This is a genomic window from Paraburkholderia sp. BCC1885, assembly GCF_900996235.1.
Lineage (GTDB): Bacteria > Pseudomonadota > Gammaproteobacteria > Burkholderiales > Burkholderiaceae > Paraburkholderia.
This window is the reverse complement of the sequence record NZ_CAAJGM010000111.1, coordinates 521,534-544,044: the sequence shown is the minus strand read 5'-3', so window position 1 is coordinate 544,044 and position 22,511 is coordinate 521,534. Positions and strand designations below refer to the sequence as shown.

Sequence of the window (22,511 nt, the reverse complement as noted above, 5' to 3'; positions counted from 1 at the left end):
CGTCGGACGACGCGTAAGGGCGGGCCGTCACCACGGCCACGAAAGGGCGGTGCCAAGCTGGAGCTGGCTGGCGCGGTCGAATAGCATGCGAGCCACGGTCAGGTCTTGCAAGGCGAGACCCGTCATGTCGAAAACGGTGATGTCGTCTCGCGTGCGATTGAACGCCTGGCCGGTCAGCAGATCGCCGAGCTCCGTGCAGGGCGTATTGACAGCCCACTGCATCTCGCCGATCTGGCTGGCCTGGGTGCGATCGTCGACGAACACGCGTGCGCGTTGCAGAAGCCCAGCGGGGAGTTCGCGCTTTCCTTTGGTGTCGGCGCCGACGCAATTCAGATGCGTGCCGGGCTGCACGGCGTCGGCATCGAATAGCGCGCCGGCGCCTGGCGTGGCGGTGATCACGACGTCGCTTTCGGCGACCGCGGCGTTGCGTTCAGGCGCGAGGGCGATGTCGCAACGATCGGCGAAGCGCGTCTCGAAGTCTCGATTCGGCTGACCTGATGTCGTCACGTAGCGGACTTTCTGCAGGCGAGGCATCAAGCGCAGGGCAAAGCTCAACTGCACCCTGGCCTGCACGCCCGTGCCGAACACGCAGACGCGCGAACTCTCCGCACGGGCCAGGCGCTGCAGCCCCAAAGCGCCCGCGGCGCCTGTGCGCATGGTGGTGACCGCATTGCCGTCGACGATGCAAAGCGGACGGCCGCTCGCCGGATCGATCAAAACGATGGTGGCCTGATGCGGTTCACCGCCGAGCGCCCGGTTGCCGGGCCAGAACCCGGCAGCCTTGAAGCCGAGCAGGTTTTGCTGCGGCACGTCGCCGGACTTGATGCCGAACACGCCGCCCGTCTTGAGCGCTTCACGAACGAGCGGGAAAACGCGTCCTTCCCGCCGGCTGTGCAGAACGAAGGCTTCACGCACGGCGGCAAGCACATCGTCGGGAATCAGCAGCGACTCGACGACGTTTTTATCCAGCAGGACTAAGCGTGCATCATTTGACATCGTTGTACACCGTGGCACGCGATACACCTAGATGAAGCGCGACAATTTCCATCGCGCGCCGCACTTCCATGCTGCCGGACTCGCGCAGTTCGCTCATGAGCGCACGCCGCTCGGCCGCCTTCAAGGCGCGCGGCGTGGTCGCGAGCCGGGCGGCGAACTGGTCGATACGCTGCCGGATATTGTCTGCGCCCGGCGGGTCGAGGGACTCCGCCACATTGGAGGCGTCATCCGTCGCGACGAACCGGCCGATCATGTTTTGCAGACTGCCGAACAGCGTCAGATCGACGTTGATGCAGAGCGCGGCCACGTAGCGGCCGTCGGAGTCCTTGATGCCGATCGAGGTGCTTTTGACCTGCCGCCCGTCCGCGAACTGGTTGGCATAGTTGGCGATGATTTGCGGATAGGTCTCGTCTGCCATGCGCGCGAGACCCAACTCGGTGGTGGGGTCGCCTTCTTCCCGTCCCGAGAGATTGTTGTGGATGGCGACGATCGAATGATCGGCCTGCCGCAAGTCGTGCAGCACGACTTCGCAGAACGGCGCAAAGGTCTCGCCGAGGCCTTTCGCCACCTGCTTCAGTTGGTCGACCAGGACCTGCTGTTCTTTGGAGGATTTTGCCATCTGGACACAATATCTATTATTGGAATATTTGTCAATGATGCGGTTTTGGTCCGCGAAAAGACTCGTGCGTGACTCACGGCTCGGTCCCACGGAGGCTTGCCGCCCGCAGGCGGTCAAAATCCAGAATCGCGATTTCCCCGGACTTCAGGCTCAGATCTTTTGGCTCTCCGGGTTCTTGAGCTACTGATTGGTGGTCTGCCGCGATAGCGACTCCGTCGAAGCGAGGCTGTCCTGCGAGAGCGGGATCCTGCTTTGCGCCGCATTGAGGCCGCGGTAACCACCGGCGATCGTCAACGGACGGCTGGCGCGCGCGTCATGTGCGATAAATCCCCTAAATAAAAATTTATTTAGATATCCAAATAAATTTTATCGATCACGTGGAAGCAGTACGAAACCTGGTTGCGCGGGTGTAAAACTTGCAGCGCGCCGCTCGCTGCGGCCTCAGGCTGAGATCGCTACAATTGACGCACTTTTGCAGTTAAACAGTCCGTCTTGTACCGAATGGGAGTGTCCGATGTTCAAACCTGCAAGGCTTGTCGTTGCTTCAGTCGCGGTTATGTTGTCCGGTTTTGCCATGGCGGCGGATCAGCCGGCGCCGAGTTATTTGCCCGCGTCGGCGGCGACGTCGTTCGTGAATGCGCCGGCAATCGTCGAAGGGGCGTCGGGCAAAGACGTTAAATCGATGGTGTATGTCTTCATGGACCCGAATTGCATCTTCTGCCATTACGCGTGGAAAGCATTGCAGCCGTATGAGGCGGCCGGCTTGCAGGTGCATTGGATTCCAATGGGCTTCCTGAAACCCGACTCGCCGGGCAAGGCCGCTGCATTGCTGGAGGCGCAGAACGGGCCGGCGCTGCTGCGTGAGCTGGAGACGAAATTCAACGAGAAGGAAGAATCCGGCGGCATTGCGCCATTGGCGAAGATGGAGCCCGCCACGCAGACAAAGTTGAACGGTAACATCAAGACGTTTCAGAATCTCGGCTTCGACGGCACGCCGACCATCATCTATAAAGCCAGCGGCGGACGTTGGGCGGATATTAGCGGTTTGCCGCCTTTGAGCTCGCTGCCGGGCATGCTGAATCTGCCGGAACAGCCGGTTACGGATCCGTCCTTGCAACGGTTCCGCTAGGCCTCAACCAGGTCCGACCAGGCCCCGACCAGGCCTCGACCAGGCATCATCCACCCGCGCCCGGACGTTTTCACGCCGCCGCATATCCCAGATGCACCGCCGCATGGCCCGCGATCTCGAGCAGCGGGTCGTCGGCGTCGGCGGAGTCCGGCACGATATAAAGGTCGCCGATATCCCGCACCGGATCGCTGAACGGCGTGGGTGCACGGTGTTGCGAGGCGAGAAAATCGCTGATCGGCGAGGCGTCGGCGAGTCCGAGAAAGCGGCCGATTTTCTCGACCGTCGCGCTGCCGTCTTCAACGAGACGGCGATAGGGGAGCGTAAGCGTCTGCTGATTGGGCAACTCATCGAAAAAACCGGTGATCTCTTCAACGTACTGCCCCCAGACGCGCACGCCGTCTTCGAGCGACGCTGCCCAGCGTTTGCGCATCAGCGAGTTCGCGACATGGCGCGGATCGCGGTGAATATGAATGAAGCGTGCGTGCGGCAGCGCGTCGCGGATGAGCCGCAGGCACGACCCCGAGCGCGGCATGCATTCGATGGATCCGGTGCGGCCCGACAGCACGGTGGGGTCGCCATACGCGGGATGCTTGTCGCCCCAGATGGGCGCCTCGACGCCAAGCGCATCGCGGTAAAAGCGTTCGACCCATGCGCCGAGCGTGCGCCGGCCAAACGACTCGAAACGCTCGCGATGGGCCGCCGCCAGCAGGTCGGGCCGATGACTTTCGACCTCGAGCATATTTTTCAGCGGCGCGAAAATCCGGCACTCGTTGGTGAGCTCGATGAGCGGATGAGTATTGAGGAGCGCGCACAGGAACGTCGTTCCCGAACGCGGCGCGCCGACGATAAACAGGGGACCCGGTTGCATTTCGCGCTCCCATCGATGCTCTGCTTTAGAGCATAGGCGGCGACGTCGATGGCGGTTAGCGCGATCGAGCGAGTACAGAATTGCTCTTTATCCGGGTTTTCTTCTACGTGCAAATGTGCGGGTTCGAACGGTCGTGGCGGTATGCTGTTGCCGTTACGTTGCTGTTCGGAGTTTGCAAGCGACGTGCAAGGCGGCTGGGCGTAAAATGCCTGCCTTCCAGGACATCACGCGAGAATCGAGCCGCCTCATGAACCCACCGCGCAAGAAGAACCCGACCCTCGGCATCGCCGTGTTTATTGTCGTTGCGGTGTTGCTGGTGATTGCGACGCTTTTGTATAACGCGATCAGCGGCAAGCGCGACTTCGACCGCGAGAATGCTTCGCCGCCCAGCGTGGCTTCGGCTGCGGCTGCAACAGCGGGCGCGGCGAGCGGCGGTTCGCAGTGAAAAGCGTCAGGGCTTGAGTGAAGAGCCGATACGCGTAGGGTGGGACGGGCAAGTGCGGGCAAGTGCGGGGGCGCCGTGGTTTCGCCGCTTTCCGCCTTTATCCCCACTCACTCGTCCGGCAGACGAATCACGCTGGCATCCCTGCGAATCTGATTGGCCGCTGCGAGCATCTGTTTGCATTGATGCGCGAGCAGTTTCAGTTCATGCACGGCTTCCGCCGAATAGTCGGCCGATTTCTCGGCTTCGACCACCATGGTATCGAGCTCACGCGAGAGCTGCTTCGTGACGTCGGCCTGATCGGGCGGCGGCGCGGCGCCGGCCTCGGCTTCGCTGAGGTTGTCCCGTACCACGCTCAACACGCGCTGCAGCGGCTGCAGTGAAACGGACTCGGGCTGTTGCGCCGAAGTACGCAGCAAGGGGGCGGCCGCGGTGATCTGCGAGGCCAGCACGTGGCTGCGCACCAGCAGATCGTTGAGTTCAGGGACAAACTTTTGCGCCGCTTTCGGCTCGAGCATCATGCGCTGAAACGCCTGGCCGAGATTGGCGAACGCCACGTGCACATTCTTGCGCGCGAGCCGGTAGCGATAGTCGCGCTCGAGCGCGATGGCGGCCGCCGTTGCGGCCGGAGTAGTGGCGCCAGTGGCTGCCGTTGCGGGAGCCGTGGCGGTGACAATGGCAGCGGCCGCGACGTTCGCCGCGGCTTGGGCGGCGCCTTCGGCCGTCACCTCAGTGGAACTGACGCCGGCCATTGCAGTACGTGCATGGGCGTCAGCTTTGGCGCCGGCCGCCGCCGCTAACCCGGTTGCAGCGAAATTCGCGCCGCTAAAACCGGCCGCCCCAAAGCTCCCCGCGGGATTGGCCATCGCCGCCGCCGGCGCGCGCGCACCGGCCTCGGTCACGACCGCCGTGGTGACTTCGACGGGTTTGCCGCTCCACCACCAACTGGCTTCCAGATATTGCCGGGTCGCGGCGATCATGCTGTTGACGAGCTTGCCCATCAGGCGATATTCCCAGTACGGGAACAGGTGGCTGGCGGCAATTGCGATCGCGCAGCCAACCACCGTGTCGATGGCGCGCTCGCCGATGATGCGCATGCTGCCGGGCGCCAGCAGGTGGAACATCAGCAGCACATAGGCCGACGTGAACACGACGCTCGCCGTATAGTTGAACAGCAGAAGGCTATAGCTCATCACCATGGAAGCGAACATCACCACCAGCAGGATGTGCGGTTCCTTGACGAACACCATCAGCGCGATGCTGGCCGCGCAGCCGATCAGCGTGCCGACGATCCGCTGGCTGTTGCGCTGCTTGGTGAGCGAATAGCCGGGCTTCAGGATGATGACGGTAGTCATCACGATCCAGTACGCGTTGGTGAGCGGCAGCAGACGCCCCAGCCAGAAACCGACGGCCACCGCGATCGTCACGCGTAGCGCGTGCCGGAAGCTCGGCGAGGCCATCGTCAGATTCGAGAAAATCTGTCCGAACGGCACGCGCCGGCTCGACACGAAACGCGATAGCGCCTGGTCGAGCCGCAGTTCGGTTTCCGTGGTGCGCGCCTCGCTGGAGAGGCTCTTGCGCATTTTGTCGATCAGCCGCGTGGCGCTCCAGATGCGCCGGAAGGTGGCCGACACCGCCGAATAAGCCTCCGGGTTTTTCGCCGGCATATCGTGCTTGCGCATCAGCTCGATTTCGAATTCGATGGCGCGCAGTTCGGCTTTCACATTGACGCGATTGCGCGGCGGCTGGTTTTGCAGCACTGCAAGGCCGATCTCTTCGAGATCCGCCGCAGCCTTGCGGATCAGGTCGCGATAGAAGGTGAGCATGTCCGAGCCGCCGAAGGTATTGCGCACCATCGGATAATCGGTATGCGCGCCGACGAACAGTTCGTGCAGGTCGACCGTATTGATAAACAGATTGAACAGCATGGCGCGGCGCGGCTCGAGCTTGCCGCGCTTGAGCTTGGGCAGATTGCGCAGCACGATGTCGCGCGCTGCCTCCTGACGGTCGACCGCGACGATCTGTTTGGCGACCAGATTGCGGTAGCAGTCGTCGAGGTCGTTATCGAGGTCGTAGAAATCGGAGCGCGCGAGCAGATAGTCGGCGCAGGCAAACACGCTTTCCGCGAGCGCCTGCTGTTCGATGCGGTGCAACTGCCAGCGGCTCACGAAGGTCGACCAATAGGTGTACCAGAGACCGCCGCCGAGTATCCATGCCGCATTGACGAGCGCCTGCATGGGCGTGAAATGCTCCTCGAGCGTCATGATCATCATGAAGAGCGTCGCGAAGCTGATTTGCGGCCAGCGGTTGCCGTACACCACGATCAGCGACAGCACGAACGTGAGCGGCACGACAGTGCACCAGAGCGCCACCGGGTTGACGGTGGCGATGCCGGTTGCCAGCGCCGACAGAAAGCCGATCACGCTGCACGCCAGCATTTCGTTGTGCTTGTACTTGAGCGGGCCCGGCATATCCACCACGCACGCGCCGAGCGCGCCGGTCGCAATGGTGAAGCCCAGCTCCCGCTCATGGAACAGCAGCAGGCAAACAACGGCCGGTAGCGATACGCCGACCGCGATCCGCAGGCCGCCGTAAAAGTACTGGCTATATAGGAATTTTTTGATTTCGACCGAATAACGCATCGACTGCCTGGAGGTTTCGTACCACGACAATAATGAGATTGCGGGGAAGCCCCAAATTGAGGATGAGTCTAACTGATTTTAGGGTGCACCTGACCTCGGCCGTTTGGCTAGTTACGCCGTGGCGATGCCTTTGTTATGCTGTTTTCCGAAGCGAGCGGCTGAGCGCGGTGAGGGTAAGCGAAGCCTTTCAGCCAAGGATGGTGTCTGTTGGCGCTGCGCTGCCGGAACCGTTGCGCAAGGTTTTGCGATACCACAGCGTCCACGCCAGCAACGCGCCATAGATGCCGTAGCCGACAAACGGCGAGACCACCAGGAAGCGTTCCACTGTCCATGTCCACGCCATCCAGGAGCGAATGGCGGTTTCAGTGGTGAGGCCCACACCCCAGACGGCGGTCATCAGGCGCATCGAGGCGGCGAAGGCCGGGCGCTCGTTCCAGAGGGCGTCGATGCGGGCGCCACCGCCCGCAACCTCGCGCGCAACCGTGGCGCGCGCGAGATAGAAGATCAACGGCCGGCGCATGGGCAGCGAGAGGAGGAACGCCACGCCCACCGCGCCCGACACCAGCGACTCGCGCAGCAGCAACATGCGCGGGCTGCCGCCCAGCGCCATCGCGCCGATCGACAGCACGATGCCGATCAGCACGACGAGGCTGAGCGCGTCGACGCGGCGAAAGCGCGCCAGTTCGACGAGACTCCAGATCACCGGCGGCACGGCCGAGGCGATCAGGCCGCCGGTCTCGCCCCAGCGCGGCAGGGCGATCTTGTAGGCGAGCCACGGCAGCAGCAGATTGACCGCAAGTTCGAGCACAAAGGCGGGGCGCAGTTTCATGTTTTAGATGCGTCGGAAGCGATAGGGGCGAGTATCGGTGAGGCGCCGGCTGGCGGCAACGTTTATTGTGCGGCGTGCAACGGCGTGGCTCGCCGCGTGCTACGCCTGTCCGTATTCCGGCGCAGGCTTTTGACGCGCGAGACGTTCACAGGGCGCGTGTGTACACTTGCGTGTTCGTTGTTCCATACCATGCCATGACATCCCGTTACCCGATCCCGCCCAATGAAATCGAACTGACCGCCGTGCGCGCGCAAGGGGCGGGCGGGCAGAACGTCAACAAGGTTTCGAGCGCGATTCATCTGCGCTTCGACGTGCGCGCGTCGTCGCTGCCCGAGGTCCTGAAGATGCGCTTGCTCGCGTTATCAGACCGTCGCCTGACGCGTGACGGTGTGGTCATCATCAAGGCGCAGGAGCATCGTACCCAGGAGATGAACCGTGCTTCGGCATTGGCGCGCCTCGACGAGCTGATTCAGAGCGTCAGCGTGACCCGCACGCCGCGGGTGGCAACGCGGCCCACGCGGGCATCGAACCGGCGCCGGCTCGACACCAAGGCGCGGCGCAGCGAGATCAAGTCGGGGCGCTCGCGCATAGAGGATTGAGCGCTGGACATGATCGATGCGCTCGACGTGACAGCAGTTCCGCTGCGATCCTGACAGCGCTTTAGCGCTTACGCGAGCCGTGCGTGGCTGGCTTGCGCGGTGCGCCCGGCATGAAGTCGACGCACAGTATCGTGGTCTTGCCGCCGCGATCGAGCGTGACGGCGGCGGTGTAGCAATCCTGGCCGTCGATCAGCGAATAGTGCGGGCCCATCATCGCCACGCGGCCGGGTGCGGCCAGCGCGTGCTTGAAGTAGGCCCGGCGTGACCAGTTGCTGCGGGTGGTCGCGAGCAACGGCGCGAGCCGCTGGGGCGGTGGCGGAACATTGGGTGCACTGATGGATGGCGCTGTCTGCTCGCCCTGCGCATCCGTGACGAACACGCGGCGCGCTTCGGGAATGTGAAACACGCGCTGCGCGGCTTCCGCGAGGTCGCCGCTCGTCGCATAAGTGGCGGCTGCCCGCAGTACCGCTTCGGCGAAGCCATCGAAGCCGAGTTGCCGGTGGCCCGCGTACTTGCGTTCGTATTCGGCAAACTTGCGCCACATGGAATCGATCAGGGCCGGCACGCGCGCACACGCGGCCTGCACGGAGCCCTTCGGCTGACCGAGCCAGAAACCCTGCACGAAATCGACGTCGGCCTGCATCAGGATCATCAGCTCGTCGTCGGTCTCCACGCCCTCGGCCAGCACCAGCGTGCCCGACTGATGCAACATGGCGATCAGATGACTGATCAGCGACTCGTCGCCCTGGCGCTTGCCCGCGCGCGCCACCAGCGAACGGTCGAGCTTGACGATGTCGGGGCGAAAGCGCCACACGCGGTCGAAGTTGGAGAAGCCGGTGCCGAAGTCGTCGATGGCGATCAGAAAGTCGCGTGGCTGCGAGGCGTCCAGCATGCTGGCGACTGCGGACTCGTCGTCCGCCGGTTGCTCAAGCACCTCGATCACGATGCGCTCCTGCGGCAGCCCGAAATGTGCAGACAATTCGTCGATGAAGGTGCGCTGCGGCCAGCCGGTTTCGAATACCTGCGGCCGCGTATTGAGAAACAGCCAGCCGACTTCGACGTTCTGTTCCATGAAGTTGGCAACATGCAGGCAGCGCGCGATGCGGTCCAGCTCGCGCGCTTCGCCGGCCGTGCGGGTGCTGGCAAACAGCACGTCGGGCGTGACGGGCAGGCCGACCGGGTCGAAGGCTCGCAACAGCGCTTCATAGCCGACGATGCGTTGATGGGTGATGGACAGCACCGGTTGAAACACGCTGTGCAGCGTGAGTGCCCGCCACGTGGCGGTCCAGCCGGACTCTTCGAGCACGAGATGGGGCAGAACGCCGCTGAGCGTCAGTTCTTCGACTGTGGGCATGATGGCGTGGCCTCAGGCATGCGGTGCGCAATAAGTCCCGCACCGCACAGGCACGGGGCCGTGGCGCTGGTGGGGCGAGGACGCTGCCCGAAGAGACGGAGATGAATCCCAGCCACGCTGGCCCCTGACGGATAGGTCAAAAAACAGTCTAGCAGTTCGAAACTGGCCTGAATGTACGGGTTATCACACACGGACGAAGGCTGCCAGCCGCCAGATTCAAAGCTAGCACGCGCGCCTGCAGGATGCCCGCCAAAGTCCAGGCGAACCTGCGGGCCGGCGACGCAGCAATCGGTTCCGACAGCGCGTTGGACCTGCCCTGTCAGCGAGGGCGGCGGTCAGGTCGCGAGCAGATTTGCCGTGCGGCAGGTATGCTGCGATTTTTCCCGAACGGAGTTCAGCATGGCGGAAATCGCAGTAGTGGCAATCTCGGTGGCGAAGCCGGGTGATGAGGAGAAGTTGCGTGCGGCGGTCGAAGGAATTGTCGGGCCGAGCCGCAAGGAGGCGGGTGCGCTTCAGTACGACCTGCACCGCGATCTGCGCGAGCCGCGCCGCTTCGTGTTCGTGGAACGTTGGGAAAGCGAGGAAGCGCTGGCTGCCCACGCAAAGTCCGAGCATATCGCGGCCTATCGGGAAGCCATCGCGGACTGGGTCGAGCATTCGGAAATTCGCGTGCTGTCGAAGATCGCCTGAGCCTGTCTCACGGCGTCACGGCTGACTGACGTATCACGGTTGATGCGTCACGCGGGCAGACAGACACGCAGCGGCGCAAGGCCGCGTGCCCGTCGCGTGAGCGATGACGCCTAGTGCGTCGACTGCGGGACGTCGAGAATCAGGATGATGGTCCAGTCCGCATCGCCATCATGATGGTACTGGCGTTCCGCGACGATAAAGGGTTGCTGCTTGCCGTCCGGGCCGAGAAACAGCACGTCGCCTTCCATGGGGAGACATTCAACCGGCGGCAGCGCAAGATACGCTTCCTGGCCGCCGCGCGGCATCAGTTTTTCGATTTTGCGGGATGCTGCCTCGGTCCATTCGATGTCTAGCTGGATGTTGCTCATTCTGTCCTCCGCACCAGGGTGCGCACGGGTTGGGGGTGGTTCTTCGGTGCGCGACTTTAGCATACCGTCAGTACACGCCGGACAACAAAAAGCCGAAGCAGGCATGGCCCGCTTCGGCTTTTTTTACTTTTGCGCTGCGGCCGCGAGTGGCGCCGCGAGAATGCCGCTCATCCGCCTGGCACGCCGGCTCGGCGCGCGGCCAGGCGCGATGGCCGGCTTATTGGCTGGCCGCTTCCGCCTTGGCCGCCTTGTGATGCGGCGCCTTCTTGTGGTGCATGGACGACATGGCCGGCCGGCTTTCGGCGGCTTGCTGCTGCGACTGCAAGTCCTGCGCACGTTGCTCGACGTCGGCGGCCTTGGCCGGATCGGTGCTCATCGTGACGCCGTTGTCGGTCTGTGCATAGGCTGCGCCCGTCAGGGCCGAGAGGGAAACCAGGATCGCCAGGGACACTTTCTTCATCGTTACCTCCGTAGAGTGGTTGTGGCTCAGTAATGCCTGTCCGATCTGAAGGACCAGTGCATTCTAGCGAGCAATATCCGCTCCAACCGACGCTTTGCAACATTTTTGACAGATAGTTACATTTGGTTGCAATTGTGCCGTTTCGTCGGCCGAGGCGTTTTCGCTGCAACGGGCGTTATTGCCGTGTGGCGCCGGCAAACGCGCTGGCATCGGAAGAAGCTGCAATATGAGCGGATAGGGGAAGTGTCGTTTGCGGGGTGAGTGTGGGGCCTCAGGCGGGCAGGCAAAATAAATTGGCATAACTGATCAATTGTCGCGACATATGGCACGCGTTCCCTGTTCACGCGCGCATGCCGCCGCATATCGTCACGGTGAAGCTGCATGGCCATGTCTGTCGAAGTCAAAACCAGCCAAGCGAGCGGTACACATAAAACTGCGCAAGGCCGATCAATTCATGCAGCGCGATGTTCGCGCTCACCAGATTTTCGTAACGTGGCAGCACACCAACCTGCACATGTCGCGCGCTGGAAATGACCGGCTGCGGGGCGAGTCCGAAATGGTGAAAATCGAGCAGCGCGCGCGGCATGTGATACGCGGACGTGACGAGAATCAACGCGTCGTAGCGCTCGGCTTGCAAAAGCGCGGCGACATTGCGAGCATTTTCGTAGGTCGTGAGGCTGCGGTTTTCCAGCACGACGTCCGCGCGCGGCACCTGTTTTTGCAGGAGATAGGGCAGGTAGTTATCCGCCTCCGCGGCTTCGTGATGCTGCGGATTGCCGCCGCTGATCACCACTTCGCAACGGGCGCCGGTCTGTTTGCAGGCCGAGTAGATCGCCGCGGTCGTTGCGATTCGTGGCAGCACGTCTGCCCGCGGCACCAGCCTGTGGGCGTCGTCGTATCGGGTGCCGCCGCCCAGCAGAACGATCACGGTGCGCGCGCCATACGTGGGCGGCGCCAAGGACTGCGTGTCCCGCTGCGCCAGGTAGAGCAGCGGGGCGCTCAGCCAGCCTGCCGCGAGCAGCCAGAACAGGGCCAAAGCGGCGAATGCGAGCGGAATGCGCGCACGCCGCGTTAGCACGATTGCTGCAAAAAAAAGCGCCAATAAAGTGAATAGAATCAATTTAAATGGGGTAACGTATGGTTTTTGGGGCATTCACGCTGCCGCTAATCGCGCCGCCTCGGTTGCATCACAGGCACGTGGAGCGAACGCTAACATACGGTTCGAACGGGGACCCCGAAAACAGGCATAACAGGTGGCGCCTGGCGGAAGACAGTGATATCGCCCTTGCGATGAGTCTGTCCGCCATGGGTGGGTGCTACGCGCGTCGCTGGTGGCGCGGTGACGTGCTGCGCAAAGATGTGTCATGGCTGCACTTTAAGAAAGAAGTGAGATGACCACGTATTCCAACGAAGTAGTTCTCGAGGCGCTACGGCGGGCGCAATACCGTCAGGTGCCGTGGGCCAGACGTCCAGGCGTATTCGAATATCTTCGCGCGCTCGGCTTGATGGAGACGGTTCGGCAGCGCACCGTGGCGCCCGCTCCGGGTTTCCATGCGCCGGTCGATATCGCCGTGCTGACCGATCGCGGGCGGGCCGAGTTTGCCCGTCTCGAACGCGACGAACGTTCGCTGAACTGGACCACGCGCAAGATGACCGGCTATGTCGCGGCGGAGCACCGCACGGCCGACCTGGAAGCCCGTCCGTAACGAGATGTGCTGCTGGTGTTCGATACGCCGGCATGCCAGCAACTGGCACGCAGTGGATGGCACGCGCGCCGCGGCTGGATACAAGCCGTCGGCGTTAGCCAAACGCCGCGGGGCGTTGCGCCTTCGGGCGAAAAAAAGCCCGTATCGCAAGGATACGGGCGTACCGGAATTACTACTGCCACGCTGTGCTAATGGCATGGGTGAGACTGGCTCAACCTTTGGTGGTTCCCGCGAGTTCTGGCTGCATCGCAGGGCTATTCGCCTATTCACCCGCTCGTCACACCGCGATTTTCCGAAGGAATCAAATATCGAATCGGCGCGCCGTTAGTGGCGACGCTGACCGTCCTCGCGCGCCGGTTCCGGTCGCGTGCGCACATTACTGGCGATATCGCCCCGTAAATCGCCGCGTGGCGTCGGCGGCGTGAATTCGCGAGGGCGCTCGCCCTGTTGCCAGGCCTCGGCCGTGGCGGCCCGGTCAGGCCGCCAGTTCCAGCCGGCGGGCCGTTGCTGGGCGAAGGTGGGTGCGGCGGTCAATGAAACGACAATGCCGCACAGAAGCAGGGACATTGGTTTCATGCTGGGCTCCGTTCAAACCTGATTCAGGTCTGTGTGCATACTTGTACGGTATGCCCAGGAGCGAAAGCGCGCTGTAAGTAATCGTAAATGGATGTTTCACTACATGTCGGCGAGCCGCTTTATTGCGATTGCCGCACGGCACCGACAGGTTGCCGCATCGGCTCGCAGGGCCCTCGACGGTGCATCGTTACTCAGGTCGGACAGATAATTTGCGGCCATATTCCGTCTGCGAAGACCCGGTCCGCTGACCGCCGCTTGCAAATCTCCGGCTGCAGCGTTTCCGTTCACCCGATACGTCCACCAGATAGACAGCGGGCGCCCGAAGGCGCCCGGCGGCAGAGTAACAGTGTCAGGCCATCTTGACCGGCGCGCGCCACGATTCCGGATTGGTCCAGAATGCGCCGCGCAGGCGGTCGCGGCTCGGCGGTGCAGGCGGCTTCGCAGCCGTTGCGCCAATCCGGCCGCGCAGCGAGATTTCCCGGCCGCTTGTGCCGAGTCGCTTGACTATTTCGGCGAGCGTACCATCGGCTTGCCACTCGTCGAAACGGCGGCGGCAGGTCGGCGGCGAGGGGTAACGGCCGGGGAGCTTGGACCAGCCTTCTCCCGTCGAGAGTACCCAAAGAACCGCATTGACAACCGCGCGCGCTTCCACACGTGGCCGGCCACGTCGTTCGCTCCGTGCTGGCTCCGCACAGAACAACGCCTCGACCAGCGCCCACTCGTTGTCTCTCAAATCGTCGAACAGCATCATGTCTCACCTCAGCGAAGCTAACTCCGGTGCGCTGCCCCGCGCCGCGCACTCTCCATGCACTCAATCGCGAGTGCCAGGCGGGGTCGGGCTTGCCACGGTTCTGGTTGTGCAGTCAGGTCCATGGCGCCGACCCAGTGCGCATCCAAATGCACGAAGTGTGCCATCTTGTTAAAAACTTCCTCGAAGCCCCGTAGTAGCGGGCCAGCGCGGGCGTTAGTCAGGGGCGTATAAGAATCCAAAAACCCCGTCCCGCAAATCGGGACAATCACCAATCTTGTGCAATCAGGCCCGCGCAACGTGCGTTTGCGCCTTATTGCTGCATCGCAGCGAAACGATGACAAACGTGTGTAGTGTGTCAAGAAACAATACAATGCTCATCAAACATCACCATTGATGAGGAGTCGGGATGAATGTCACGCTGCGCCAGCTAAGGGTTTTCATTGAGGTCGCGCGCTTGCAGAGCTTTAGCCGGGCAGGCGACGAAATCGGGCTGACGCAGTCGGCGGTGAGCCGGTGTGTCCGCGAGCTGGAGGCGGAGATTGGCCTGAAGCTGATCGACCGGACCACGCGGGAGGTGCAGTTGACCGATGTGGGCGGCAATCTGGTGTCAAGCGTGTCGCGTCTTCTGACTGATCTTGACGACGCGCTACGCGAGATCCGCGAGATCGGCGAGCAGCGCCGCGGACGGGTGGTGGTGGCGGCGAGTCCCACGGTGGCGTGCCGGCTGATGCCCGGCGTCGTGGCGGCCTGCGGTCAGCAGTTCCCTTTTATTACCATGGGGCTGCGCGACGACGTGCAGAGCGACGTGGTCCGCAAGGTCAAGTCGGGAGAGGTGGACTTTGGTGTCGTAATCGGACCGTTCGCCGCCGACGATCTGCTGAGCGAGCCGCTGATGACCGATTCGTTCTGTGTGGTCTCGCGCGACGATCATCCGCTGGCGGCAAAGGATCAGGTGGCGTGGACCGATCTCGAGGGCGAGCGGCTGGTGATGCTCGATTACGCCTCGGGCAGCCGGCCGATCATCGACGCGGCGATGAGCCAGCATGGCGTGAGCGCCAGCGTGGTGCAGGAACTGGGGCATTCGGCGACCGTATTCGGGCTGGTGGAGGCGGGCGTGGGCGTGAGCGTGCTTCCGTGGCTGGCGTTGCCGTTGCCGGCGGATACCTCGCTGGTGGCGCGGCCGCTGGTGCCGCGCGCCGAGCGCACGGTCGAGCTGGTGCGGCGGCGCGACCGGTCGCTGTCACCGGCGGCGGAGGCGGTGTGGGGCTTGATCCGGCAGTCGCCGGCGCGGGCGGAGGATCTGGGCTAGTCAGCCAGCGCGGCTTGCGTGCGAGGGTTCTGAAACGGCCCGGCGCGCTAAACTGTCGCCCTGCGCGATACCCCGCGCGCGCCCGCGACCCCGCGACCTGACCCACTGACCCACCCGGATGCCTCGATGAGCGAACCCGACCTGCCGACGCCCCTTCTGCCCAATGCACGCGACGCCGTGCGCGCGCTGCGACCTTCCCAAATTCGTGAAGTGGCCAATGCCGGTTTCGGTATCGCGGATGTGTTGCCGTTCTGGTTCGGCGAGTCCGACCGCGTGACGCCGGAGTTCATCCGCAGCGCCGCGAGCGAGGCGTTGGCTCAGGGCGCCACCTTCTACACGCACAATCTCGGCATTGCGCCGTTGCGCGCGGCGCTCGCCGACTACGTGACGCGCCTGCACGGCGCAACCTCGGTCGACCACGTCGCCGTCACGAGCGCCGGCGTCAATGCGCTGATGCTGGCGGCGCAACTGGTGGTCGGTGCCGGCGATCGGGTAGTAGCCGTGACGCCGCTGTGGCCGAACCTGGTCGAGATTCCGAAGATTCTCGGCGCGCACGTCGAAACCGTCGCGCTCGATTACGGTGCACAGGGCTGGACGCTCGACCTGGAACGCCTGCTGAGCGCGCTCACGCCGGACACGAAGCTGCTGATGCTCAACTCGCCGAATAATCCAACCGGCTGGGTGATGAGCGCCGCGCAGCAACGCGCGGTGCTCGAGCATTGCCGCCGTCACGGCATCTGGATTGTCGCGGACGAGGTCTACGAGCGTCTCTATTACGCCGACGACCCGGCCCGCAGCGCGCCATCCTTTCTCGATCTGGCCGGGCGCGACGAGCGCGTGATCTGCGTGAATTCGTTTTCGAAGGCGTGGCTGATGACCGGCTGGCGGCTCGGCTGGATCGTCGCTCCGGCCGCGTTGATGGACGACCTGGGCAAGCTCGTCGAATACAACACCTCCTGCGCGCCGGCATTCGTGCAGCAGGCGGGCGTCGCCGCCGTGCAGCACGGCGAGGCTTTCACGCAGCAACTGGTGGCCGATCTCAAGGCTTCGCGCGATCACCTCGTGCAGGCGTTGTCGGCGCTGCCGGGTGTCGACGTGAAGGCGCCGGCCGGCTCGATGTATCTGTTCTTCGCCTTGCCGGGCGCGGCGCAGAGTCTCGCGCTGTGCAAGGCGCTGGTGCGCGAGGTGGGGCTCGGCGTCGCGCCGGGCAGCGCTTTCGGTCCCGAAGGCGAGGGCTTCGTGCGCTGGTGCTACGCCTGCGACACGGCCCGGCTGGATGCGGGCGTCGCGCGGCTGCGGAGGTTCCTCGGCCTGCATGCCGCGGACTGAGCCGATCCGCGGCGAGGCGTCCACTCCGACTGCCGTGCGGCCCATGTTTGATGCGCTTTCCGAACCGCTGCGCCGGTAAAGAGTGAAAGTGGACGAAAACCGGGGACGAAAAGCGTGCAATCGGCGGGATTCGTCTTTACGCACTGAATGTTTTTGCGTAATATGGCGCTCAGTCACGCGATTCCTTTCAGGAATATCGCTGCTCCGTCCGGCTGGGTATGGCTCGATTGCCTGTTTCGCCTCCCCCCGGTGCGTGCTCCCATCAATATGACCGATCAGAATCGGGCGAGCGCGTCTTCAGTTCCACATCGTCTGTTTGATCCGGTTCTTTGACCACAGGGTCTGACCTAGCTGCATGAATACCCAAGAGGCGAAGATCGTCCTCGAGACTGCCTTGATCTGCGCGCAGGAGCCGTTAAAGCTCGGTGACCTGCGCAAGCTCTTTGCCGACGGCGTGTCGGCAGATACGGTTCGCACGTTGCTCGAAGACCTGAAGCGGGATTGGTCTGGACGGGGTGTGGAGCTGGTCGGGCTAGCGTCGGGCTGGCGGTTTCAAAGTAAGCCTGCGATGCGTTCGTATCTCGATCGTTTGCATCCCGAGAAACCGCCGAAATATTCGCGCGCCGTTCTTGAGACGCTGGCGATTATTGCGTACCGGCAGCCCGTCACGCGTGGCGATATCGAAGAGATTCGTGGCGTGACCGTGAACACGCAGGTCGTCAAGCAACTCGAGGATCGTAGCTGGATCGAAGTGATCGGCCATCGGGACGTGCCGGGTCGTCCCGCGCTGTACGCGACCACCCGGCAGTTTCTCGATGACCTCGGTCTGAAGGCGCTCGACGAATTGCCGCCGCTGGACGATCCGTCGGCGCAGTTGAATGCCGACCTGCTGGGCCAGCATGCGATCGAGTTTCCGGATGCCAACGCGCAGGGCGACGGCGAAGAGGCGAGCGCGGAAATCGCCGTGGATGAGCTGGCTGAAGATGCCGACGCAGACGCTTCCGCGCAAGCGGCAGCAGCCAGTGGCGCAGAAGAGCTGCCGGCGGCAGTCGAAGCGCCCGTTGCAGCCGCGCTGAACAGCGCTCACGACAGCATCGGGCCAACATTTGACGAGGCTGTTCATTCGCCAGGCGACCATGCCGAAGCAGCGGCGACTTTGGCAGGAACAGAAATAGCTGGGTCGGCAGAGGCGGCCAATGAACCGGCCGCTGAGGTGGTTGAGGTAACCGTTGATGTGGCCGTTGCAGCGGCTGAGGCAAAAACACCCGCCGAAGCTCAGACAGGCGCACACGCCGAACCCGAAGCGGACGCTGCCACAAGCACCGCACCCGCAACACCAGACCAGGATACGGCCTCCCAGGCCGGTCCCGCAATACCCGCGCACGACTCGGGCGAGCTCAGCAGTACGGAGCACGCTGTCGAGTCGAATTCGACACGTGTGGTGCACGGCGATTCCGAAGATCGCCGCGATGCCGCACGGGACGCGGGCGTACTGACCGACGACGAAAACGAGTCGCGCAGCGCCTGACGTAACGAACATTTGCCGCGCCCGCAATGGGCGCGCGCGACCTGACATTTTGAGGTTGTTTTGACTGATACCCACGATACCGATTCGTCCGAATCCGAGCACGCCGTGCAAACCGCGCGTGCCGGCGAAACGCGTACTTCGCAAGCAGCGGCTGGCGACTCCGATCGCCCGGCGCAGGCAGAAGGCGCCGAGGGCGAAGAACGTCCGCGCCGCGGACTGCGTCGCGGTCCGCGCAGCCTGATCGCGCGCCGTCGCGCGGGGGCCAAGAACAAGGCGGCGGAAGGCGCGCCCGAAGCGGTCGTGACGGAAGCACCGCCGGACGGCGAAGTGGTGGCGCAAGTCCGCATGCCGCGCAAGGAACCGGGCGCCAAAGGCCCGCGCCGCAATGCCGGCGTCAAGCGTGAAGGCGGCGCCAACCGCGAAGGTGGTCCGCGTGAAGCCGGCCCGCGTGAAGGTAGTCAAACGCGTGAAGGTGGCCGTGGCCGCCAGAACCGGCGCGGCGAAGCGCCGGCCGCAGCGGCAGCCGCCCCGGCGGCGGATGTCGGCCAGGACGATCTGTTTTCGTATGTCACCTCGCCCGCGTTCGACGCGGACAATAGCGCCACCGGCGGCGTGCGCGCCCCGATGCTGCGCCGTGGCAAGCCGGCCGCGCCCAAGCGCGTGCTCGCGGCCGACGACGACGCGCCCAAGCTGCACAAGGTGCTCGCCGAAGCCGGCATGGGCTCGCGCCGCGACATGGAAGAGCTGATCATCGCCGGCCGCGTGTCGGTGAATGGCGAGCCGGCCCATATCGGCCAGCGCATCATGCCGACCGACCAGGTCCGCATCAATGGCAAGCCGGTCAAGCGCAAGTTGCAGAACAAACCGCCGCGCGTGCTGCTGTATCACAAACCGACCGGCGAAATCGTCAGTCATGCCGATCCGGAAGGCCGTCCTTCAGTGTTCGACAAGCTGCCGCCGATGAAGACCGCCAAGTGGCTCGCGGTCGGCCGCCTCGACTTCAACACCGAAGGTCTGCTGATGCTGACCACCTCGGGCGATCTGGCGAACCGTTTCATGCATCCGCGTTACAGCGTCGAGCGTGAATATGCAGTGCGCGTAGTCGGTGAGCTGGCCGAAGGGATGCGCCAGAAGCTGCTGCACGGCGTCGAACTGGAAGACGGTCCGGCGAATTTTCTGCGCATCCGCGATGGCGGCGGCGAGGGCACCAACCACTGGTATCACGTCGCGCTGGCCGAAGGCCGCAACCGCGAAGTGCGTCGCATGTTCGAAGCGGCCGGCCTGATGGTGAGCCGCCTGATCCGCACCCGTCACGGTCCGATTTCGCTGCCGAAGGGTCTGAAGCGCGGCCGTTGGGAAGAGCTGGAAGACAATCAGGTGCGCGCCCTGATGGCGTCGGTGGGGCTGAAGGCCACCAGCGAAGAGAAGGGCGGTCGCAGTGCGGCCCCGGAGCGCAAGCAGCCGGATCCGATGCAGACCTCGATGGGCTTCATCAACCGCGAACCGGTGCTGATGTCGCATGGCCGTTTCGACCAGCAGCCGCCGCGTGGCGGCGGTCCGCGGCGCGGCGCGGCGGGCGGCGGTTTCGGCGGCGGCGCGGGTGCGGGCGGCGGCTATGGCCGTGGCGCCGGGCGCGGCGCCAGCACGGGCTTCACCGGCCCGATGAGCAGCGGCAGCGGCGCCAACCTGCCGCGTGGCGGCGGCGGACGTGATGTCGACGGCAATCGCGCGCCGTCGGGCAACGGCAATCGCGCCGCAGGCGGCGGCGCCGGCAAGCGTGCCGGTGCGCCGGGCGGCAACCCCGGCAACGGTGGCGGCCGTGGTCCGGCCGGCAATCGTGGCAGCGGTCCGAATCGCTCGGGCGGCGGCAATCCGGGCGCCGGCGCCAATCGCGGTGGCGCGCCGCGTGGCCGCTCGCGCGGTCGCTAGGCTGCGGCTCATTGCCGGATAGGGGCACGATCCCGTTTCGATCGAACCCCTTGAGCCGCGCGGGATAGCTTGCAGAGGGCGCTTCGCGCCCCCATCTGCGCCAAACATTGCAGTGAAATCAAGCGGAAATGCGGAGTTTGCGCGCGCCGCCGGTTTGCGTTTGTCCCGAAAAATGGCTACAATCGCAGAGTCGCTGGGCGTGCGGCTTTTCATGTGCGGCTCAGATGCGACCACCGGCAATAAGATGATGGGCGTTTCGCCCATTTTTTTTTGCCGCTTCGTTTGTGGTTCGGCATCTCGGGTAGCAGGAACGTGCGCCGGCTTGGCGCGCGGCCCGCAGGTTGTTTGCAGGTAAAACCGGCAGGCTTGCCGCGCGAACATCTTAGAGGGCACTGTGCAACTGACGGAACTGATTGAAACCACGGTCGTGGGTCTCGGCTACGAGCTCGTCGACCTTGAGCGCACCGGGCGCGGCATGCTGTGTATCTACATCGACCAGCCGGCCGGCATCGCAATCGAGGATTGCGAGAAGGTCACGCGTCAGCTCCAGCACGTTCTGACGGTCGAAAACATCGATTACGAGCGGCTTGAAGTGTCGTCGCCGGGTCTCGACCGCCCGCTGAAAAAACTGGCGGATTTCGAACGCTTCGCAGGCAGCGAAGTGGCCATTACATTGAAAAAGCCATTGGACGGACGGAAATCGTACCGGGGTATCCTGCATGCCCCGCAAGGCGAGACGATCGGTCTGGAATTTGAAGGGAAGGAAGGCGCCGCGATGCTCGATTTCACGCTCGCGGACATCGATAAAGCACGCCTCGTTCCGAAAGTTGACTTTAGGAGCCGCAAACAATGAGTCGCGAAGTGTTGATGCTGGTGGATGCGCTGGCACGCGAGAAGAACGTCGACAAAGACGTGGTATTTGCCGCGCTTGAGGCGGCTCTCGCTTCGGCCTCCAAGAAACTCTTCGAAGAAGATGCGGACATCCGCGTCCATATCGACCGTGAAAGCGGCGAGCACGAAACGTATCGCCGCTGGCGCGTGGTGCCGGACGAAGCCGGTCTGCAGGAGCCGGATCAGGAAATCCTGCTGTTCGAAGCACGCGAACAAAAGCCCGAAATCCAGCTCGACGAGTTCATCGAGGAACCGGTGCCGTCAATCGAGTTCGGCCGCATCGGCGCGCAGGCTGCCAAGCAGGTGATCCTGCAGAAGGTGCGTGACGCCGAGCGCGAGCAGATCCTCAACGACTTCCTGGAACGCGGCGAGAACATCATGACCGGTACGGTCAAGCGTCTCGACAAGGGTAATTTCATCGTCGAATCGGGCCGTGTCGAAGCGCTCTTGCGCCGCGACCAGCTGATTCCGAAGGAAAACCTGCGCGTGGGCGACCGCGTGCGCGCTTATATCGCCAAGGTCGATCGCACCGCGCGCGGTCCGCAGATCGAACTGTCGCGCACGGCGCCCGAATTCCTGATGAAGCTGTTCGAGATGGAAGTGCCGGAAATCGAGCAGGGCCTGCTCGAAATCAAGGCGGCGGCGCGTGATCCGGGCGTGCGTGCCAAGATCGGCGTGATCGCCTACGACAAGCGCATCGACCCGATCGGCACCTGCGTGGGCATCCGCGGTTCGCGCGTGCAGGCGGTGCGTAACGAGCTCGGTGGCGAAAACGTCGACATCGTGCTATGGTCGGAAGATCCCGCCCAGTTTGTGATCGGCGCGCTCGCGCCGGCAGCCGTGCAGTCGATCGTCGTCGATGAAGAAAAGCATTCGATGGACGTCGTCGTCGACGAAAACGAACTGGCGGTCGCAATCGGCCGTAGCGGCCAGAACGTGCGTCTTGCCAGCGAACTCACCGGCTGGCAGATCAACATCATGACGCCGGACGAATCTGCACAAAAGCAGAATCAGGAACGCGGTGTTCTGCGTGACCTGTTCATGGCGCGTCTCGATGTCGACGAAGAAGTGGCTGACATCCTGATCGACGAAGGCTTTACGAGCCTCGAAGAGATCGCATATGTGCCGCTCAACGAGATGCTCGAGATCGAAGCGTTCGACGAAGACACCGTGCACGAACTGCGCAATCGCTCACGCGATGCGTTGTTGACGATGGCAATCGCAAACGAAGAAAAGGTTGAGAATGTCGCACTCGACCTGAAGAGCCTGGACGGCATCGACGCCGACCTGCTCGCCAAGCTGGCTGAACATCAGATTCACACACGTGACGATCTGGCCGAGCTGGCTGTAGATGAATTGGTCGAGATGACCGGAATGGAAGAGGATGCCGCTAAGGCGTTGATCATGAAAGCACGTGAACATTGGTTCCAGTGAGAAATGACCATGGCGCACTAAATTGAAGCGGCCGTCAGGCCGCATGACCCGATGCTAACCGC

At 63.5% G+C, this 22,511-nt stretch carries 21 protein-coding genes and 1 pseudogene; 11 read left to right on the top strand and 11 right to left on the bottom strand.

Features of this window, described 5'->3' with window-relative positions; all coding sequences use genetic code 11:
- Positions 1-27 precede the first annotated feature (27 nt).
- Together FQ755_RS11385 and FQ755_RS11380 are read right to left on the bottom strand one after the other, a co-directional pair.
- Positions 28-996, bottom strand: coding sequence for an ornithine cyclodeaminase family protein (locus tag FQ755_RS11385; protein WP_144154099.1), 969 nt, complete (start codon positions 994-996; stop codon positions 28-30).
- The gene (locus tag FQ755_RS11380; RefSeq protein ID WP_144154097.1) at positions 986-1,615 is read right to left on the bottom strand and encodes a transcriptional regulator; all 630 of its coding nucleotides are present in this window, start codon (positions 1,613-1,615) and stop codon (positions 986-988) included. Before FQ755_RS11380 ends, FQ755_RS11385 begins: the two co-directional genes overlap by 11 nt.
- Before the next feature lie 514 nt (positions 1,616-2,129).
- Here FQ755_RS11380 and FQ755_RS11370 point away from each other — a divergent pair.
- Positions 2,130-2,744, top strand: coding sequence for a thioredoxin fold domain-containing protein (locus FQ755_RS11370; protein WP_144154095.1), 615 nt, complete (start codon positions 2,130-2,132; stop codon positions 2,742-2,744).
- Positions 2,745-2,814: 70 nt separating this feature from the next.
- Here FQ755_RS11370 and FQ755_RS11365 read toward each other — a convergent pair whose 3' ends face one another.
- Positions 2,815-3,612, bottom strand: coding sequence for a sulfotransferase family protein (locus FQ755_RS11365; protein WP_144154093.1), 798 nt, complete (start codon positions 3,610-3,612; stop codon positions 2,815-2,817).
- 247 nt (positions 3,613-3,859) lie between these two features.
- Between FQ755_RS11365 and FQ755_RS11360 the strand changes: the two genes are divergently transcribed.
- On the top strand, positions 3,860-4,057 hold the full coding sequence (locus FQ755_RS11360; protein ID WP_144154091.1) for a hypothetical protein: 198 nt from the start codon (positions 3,860-3,862) through the stop codon (positions 4,055-4,057).
- Between the two features lie 107 nt (positions 4,058-4,164).
- On the opposite strand, the gene FQ755_RS11355 is transcribed toward FQ755_RS11360, so the two are convergent.
- Together FQ755_RS11355 and FQ755_RS11350 are read right to left on the bottom strand one after the other, a co-directional pair.
- Complete coding sequence (locus tag FQ755_RS11355; protein ID WP_144154089.1) at positions 4,165-6,696, bottom strand: FUSC family protein; 2,532 nt, start codon at positions 6,694-6,696, stop codon at positions 4,165-4,167.
- Between the two features lie 187 nt (positions 6,697-6,883).
- A complete protein-coding gene (locus FQ755_RS11350) occupies positions 6,884-7,525 on the bottom strand; it encodes a VC0807 family protein (protein WP_144154087.1) in 642 nt (213 codons plus the stop codon).
- A gap of 194 nt (positions 7,526-7,719) precedes the next feature.
- Between FQ755_RS11350 and arfB the strand changes: the two genes are divergently transcribed.
- Entirely contained in the window at positions 7,720-8,124 is a 405-nt protein-coding gene (gene arfB / locus FQ755_RS11345) for an alternative ribosome rescue aminoacyl-tRNA hydrolase ArfB (RefSeq protein ID WP_144154085.1), read from the top strand.
- 61 nt (positions 8,125-8,185) lie between these two features.
- Here arfB and FQ755_RS11340 read toward each other — a convergent pair whose 3' ends face one another.
- A complete protein-coding gene (locus FQ755_RS11340; RefSeq protein WP_144154083.1) occupies positions 8,186-9,478 on the bottom strand; it encodes an EAL domain-containing protein in 1,293 nt (430 codons plus the stop codon).
- Between the two features lie 399 nt (positions 9,479-9,877).
- Here FQ755_RS11340 and FQ755_RS11335 point away from each other — a divergent pair, with 399 nt between their 5' ends.
- Complete coding sequence (locus tag FQ755_RS11335) at positions 9,878-10,168, top strand: putative quinol monooxygenase (protein ID WP_144154081.1); 291 nt, start codon at positions 9,878-9,880, stop codon at positions 10,166-10,168.
- Between the two features lie 110 nt (positions 10,169-10,278).
- Here FQ755_RS11335 and FQ755_RS11330 read toward each other — a convergent pair whose 3' ends face one another.
- From FQ755_RS11330 to FQ755_RS11320, 3 genes are all read right to left on the bottom strand, one after another.
- Positions 10,279-10,536: a DNA-binding protein gene (locus tag FQ755_RS11330; protein WP_074264996.1), complete on the bottom strand. Its 258-nt coding sequence runs from the start codon at positions 10,534-10,536 to the stop codon at positions 10,279-10,281.
- A 217-nt stretch (positions 10,537-10,753) separates the two neighbouring features.
- On the bottom strand, positions 10,754-10,996 hold the full coding sequence (locus FQ755_RS11325) for a hypothetical protein (protein WP_144154079.1): 243 nt from the start codon (positions 10,994-10,996) through the stop codon (positions 10,754-10,756).
- Positions 10,997-11,396: 400 nt separating this feature from the next.
- Complete coding sequence (locus FQ755_RS11320; RefSeq protein WP_409937377.1) at positions 11,397-12,074, bottom strand: YdcF family protein; 678 nt, start codon at positions 12,072-12,074, stop codon at positions 11,397-11,399.
- A gap of 313 nt (positions 12,075-12,387) precedes the next feature.
- On the opposite strand from FQ755_RS11320, the gene FQ755_RS11315 reads away from it, so the two are divergent.
- A complete protein-coding gene (locus FQ755_RS11315; RefSeq protein WP_144154075.1) occupies positions 12,388-12,702 on the top strand; it encodes a hypothetical protein in 315 nt (104 codons plus the stop codon).
- Positions 12,703-13,026: 324 nt separating this feature from the next.
- Here the strand turns inward: FQ755_RS11315 and FQ755_RS11310 are convergent, their stop codons facing one another.
- Together FQ755_RS11310 and FQ755_RS11305 are read right to left on the bottom strand one after the other, a co-directional pair.
- Positions 13,027-13,278, bottom strand: a complete 252-nt coding sequence (locus FQ755_RS11310; protein ID WP_144154073.1) for a hypothetical protein — start codon at positions 13,276-13,278, stop codon at positions 13,027-13,029.
- Between the two features lie 352 nt (positions 13,279-13,630).
- Positions 13,631-14,026: pseudogene (locus FQ755_RS11305) on the bottom strand (transposase); the annotation flags it as partial.
- A 409-nt stretch (positions 14,027-14,435) separates the two neighbouring features.
- Between FQ755_RS11305 and FQ755_RS11300 the strand changes: the two are divergent.
- The 6 genes from FQ755_RS11300 (at position 14,436) to nusA (ending at position 22,449) form a co-directional block, all read left to right on the top strand.
- A complete protein-coding gene (locus tag FQ755_RS11300) occupies positions 14,436-15,338 on the top strand; it encodes a LysR family transcriptional regulator (protein WP_144154071.1) in 903 nt (300 codons plus the stop codon).
- 126 nt (positions 15,339-15,464) lie between these two features.
- Positions 15,465-16,667 (top strand): pyridoxal phosphate-dependent aminotransferase, encoded by a 1,203-nt coding sequence (locus FQ755_RS11295; RefSeq protein WP_144154069.1) that lies wholly within the window; start codon positions 15,465-15,467, stop codon positions 16,665-16,667.
- A gap of 355 nt (positions 16,668-17,022) precedes the next feature.
- Positions 17,023-18,195, top strand: coding sequence for an SMC-Scp complex subunit ScpB (scpB, locus tag FQ755_RS11290; RefSeq protein ID WP_144154067.1), 1,173 nt, complete (start codon positions 17,023-17,025; stop codon positions 18,193-18,195).
- A gap of 60 nt (positions 18,196-18,255) precedes the next feature.
- A complete protein-coding gene (gene rluB, locus FQ755_RS11285) occupies positions 18,256-20,124 on the top strand; it encodes a 23S rRNA pseudouridine(2605) synthase RluB (protein ID WP_144154065.1) in 1,869 nt (622 codons plus the stop codon).
- A 394-nt stretch (positions 20,125-20,518) separates the two neighbouring features.
- Positions 20,519-20,977 (top strand): ribosome maturation factor RimP, encoded by a 459-nt coding sequence (gene rimP / locus FQ755_RS11280; RefSeq protein ID WP_144154063.1) that lies wholly within the window; start codon positions 20,519-20,521, stop codon positions 20,975-20,977.
- On the top strand, positions 20,974-22,449 hold the full coding sequence (gene nusA / locus FQ755_RS11275; RefSeq protein ID WP_144154062.1) for a transcription termination factor NusA: 1,476 nt from the start codon (positions 20,974-20,976) through the stop codon (positions 22,447-22,449). The genes rimP and nusA overlap by 4 nt, the downstream gene beginning before the upstream one ends.
- The last annotated feature ends 62 nt before the right edge of the window (positions 22,450-22,511 follow it).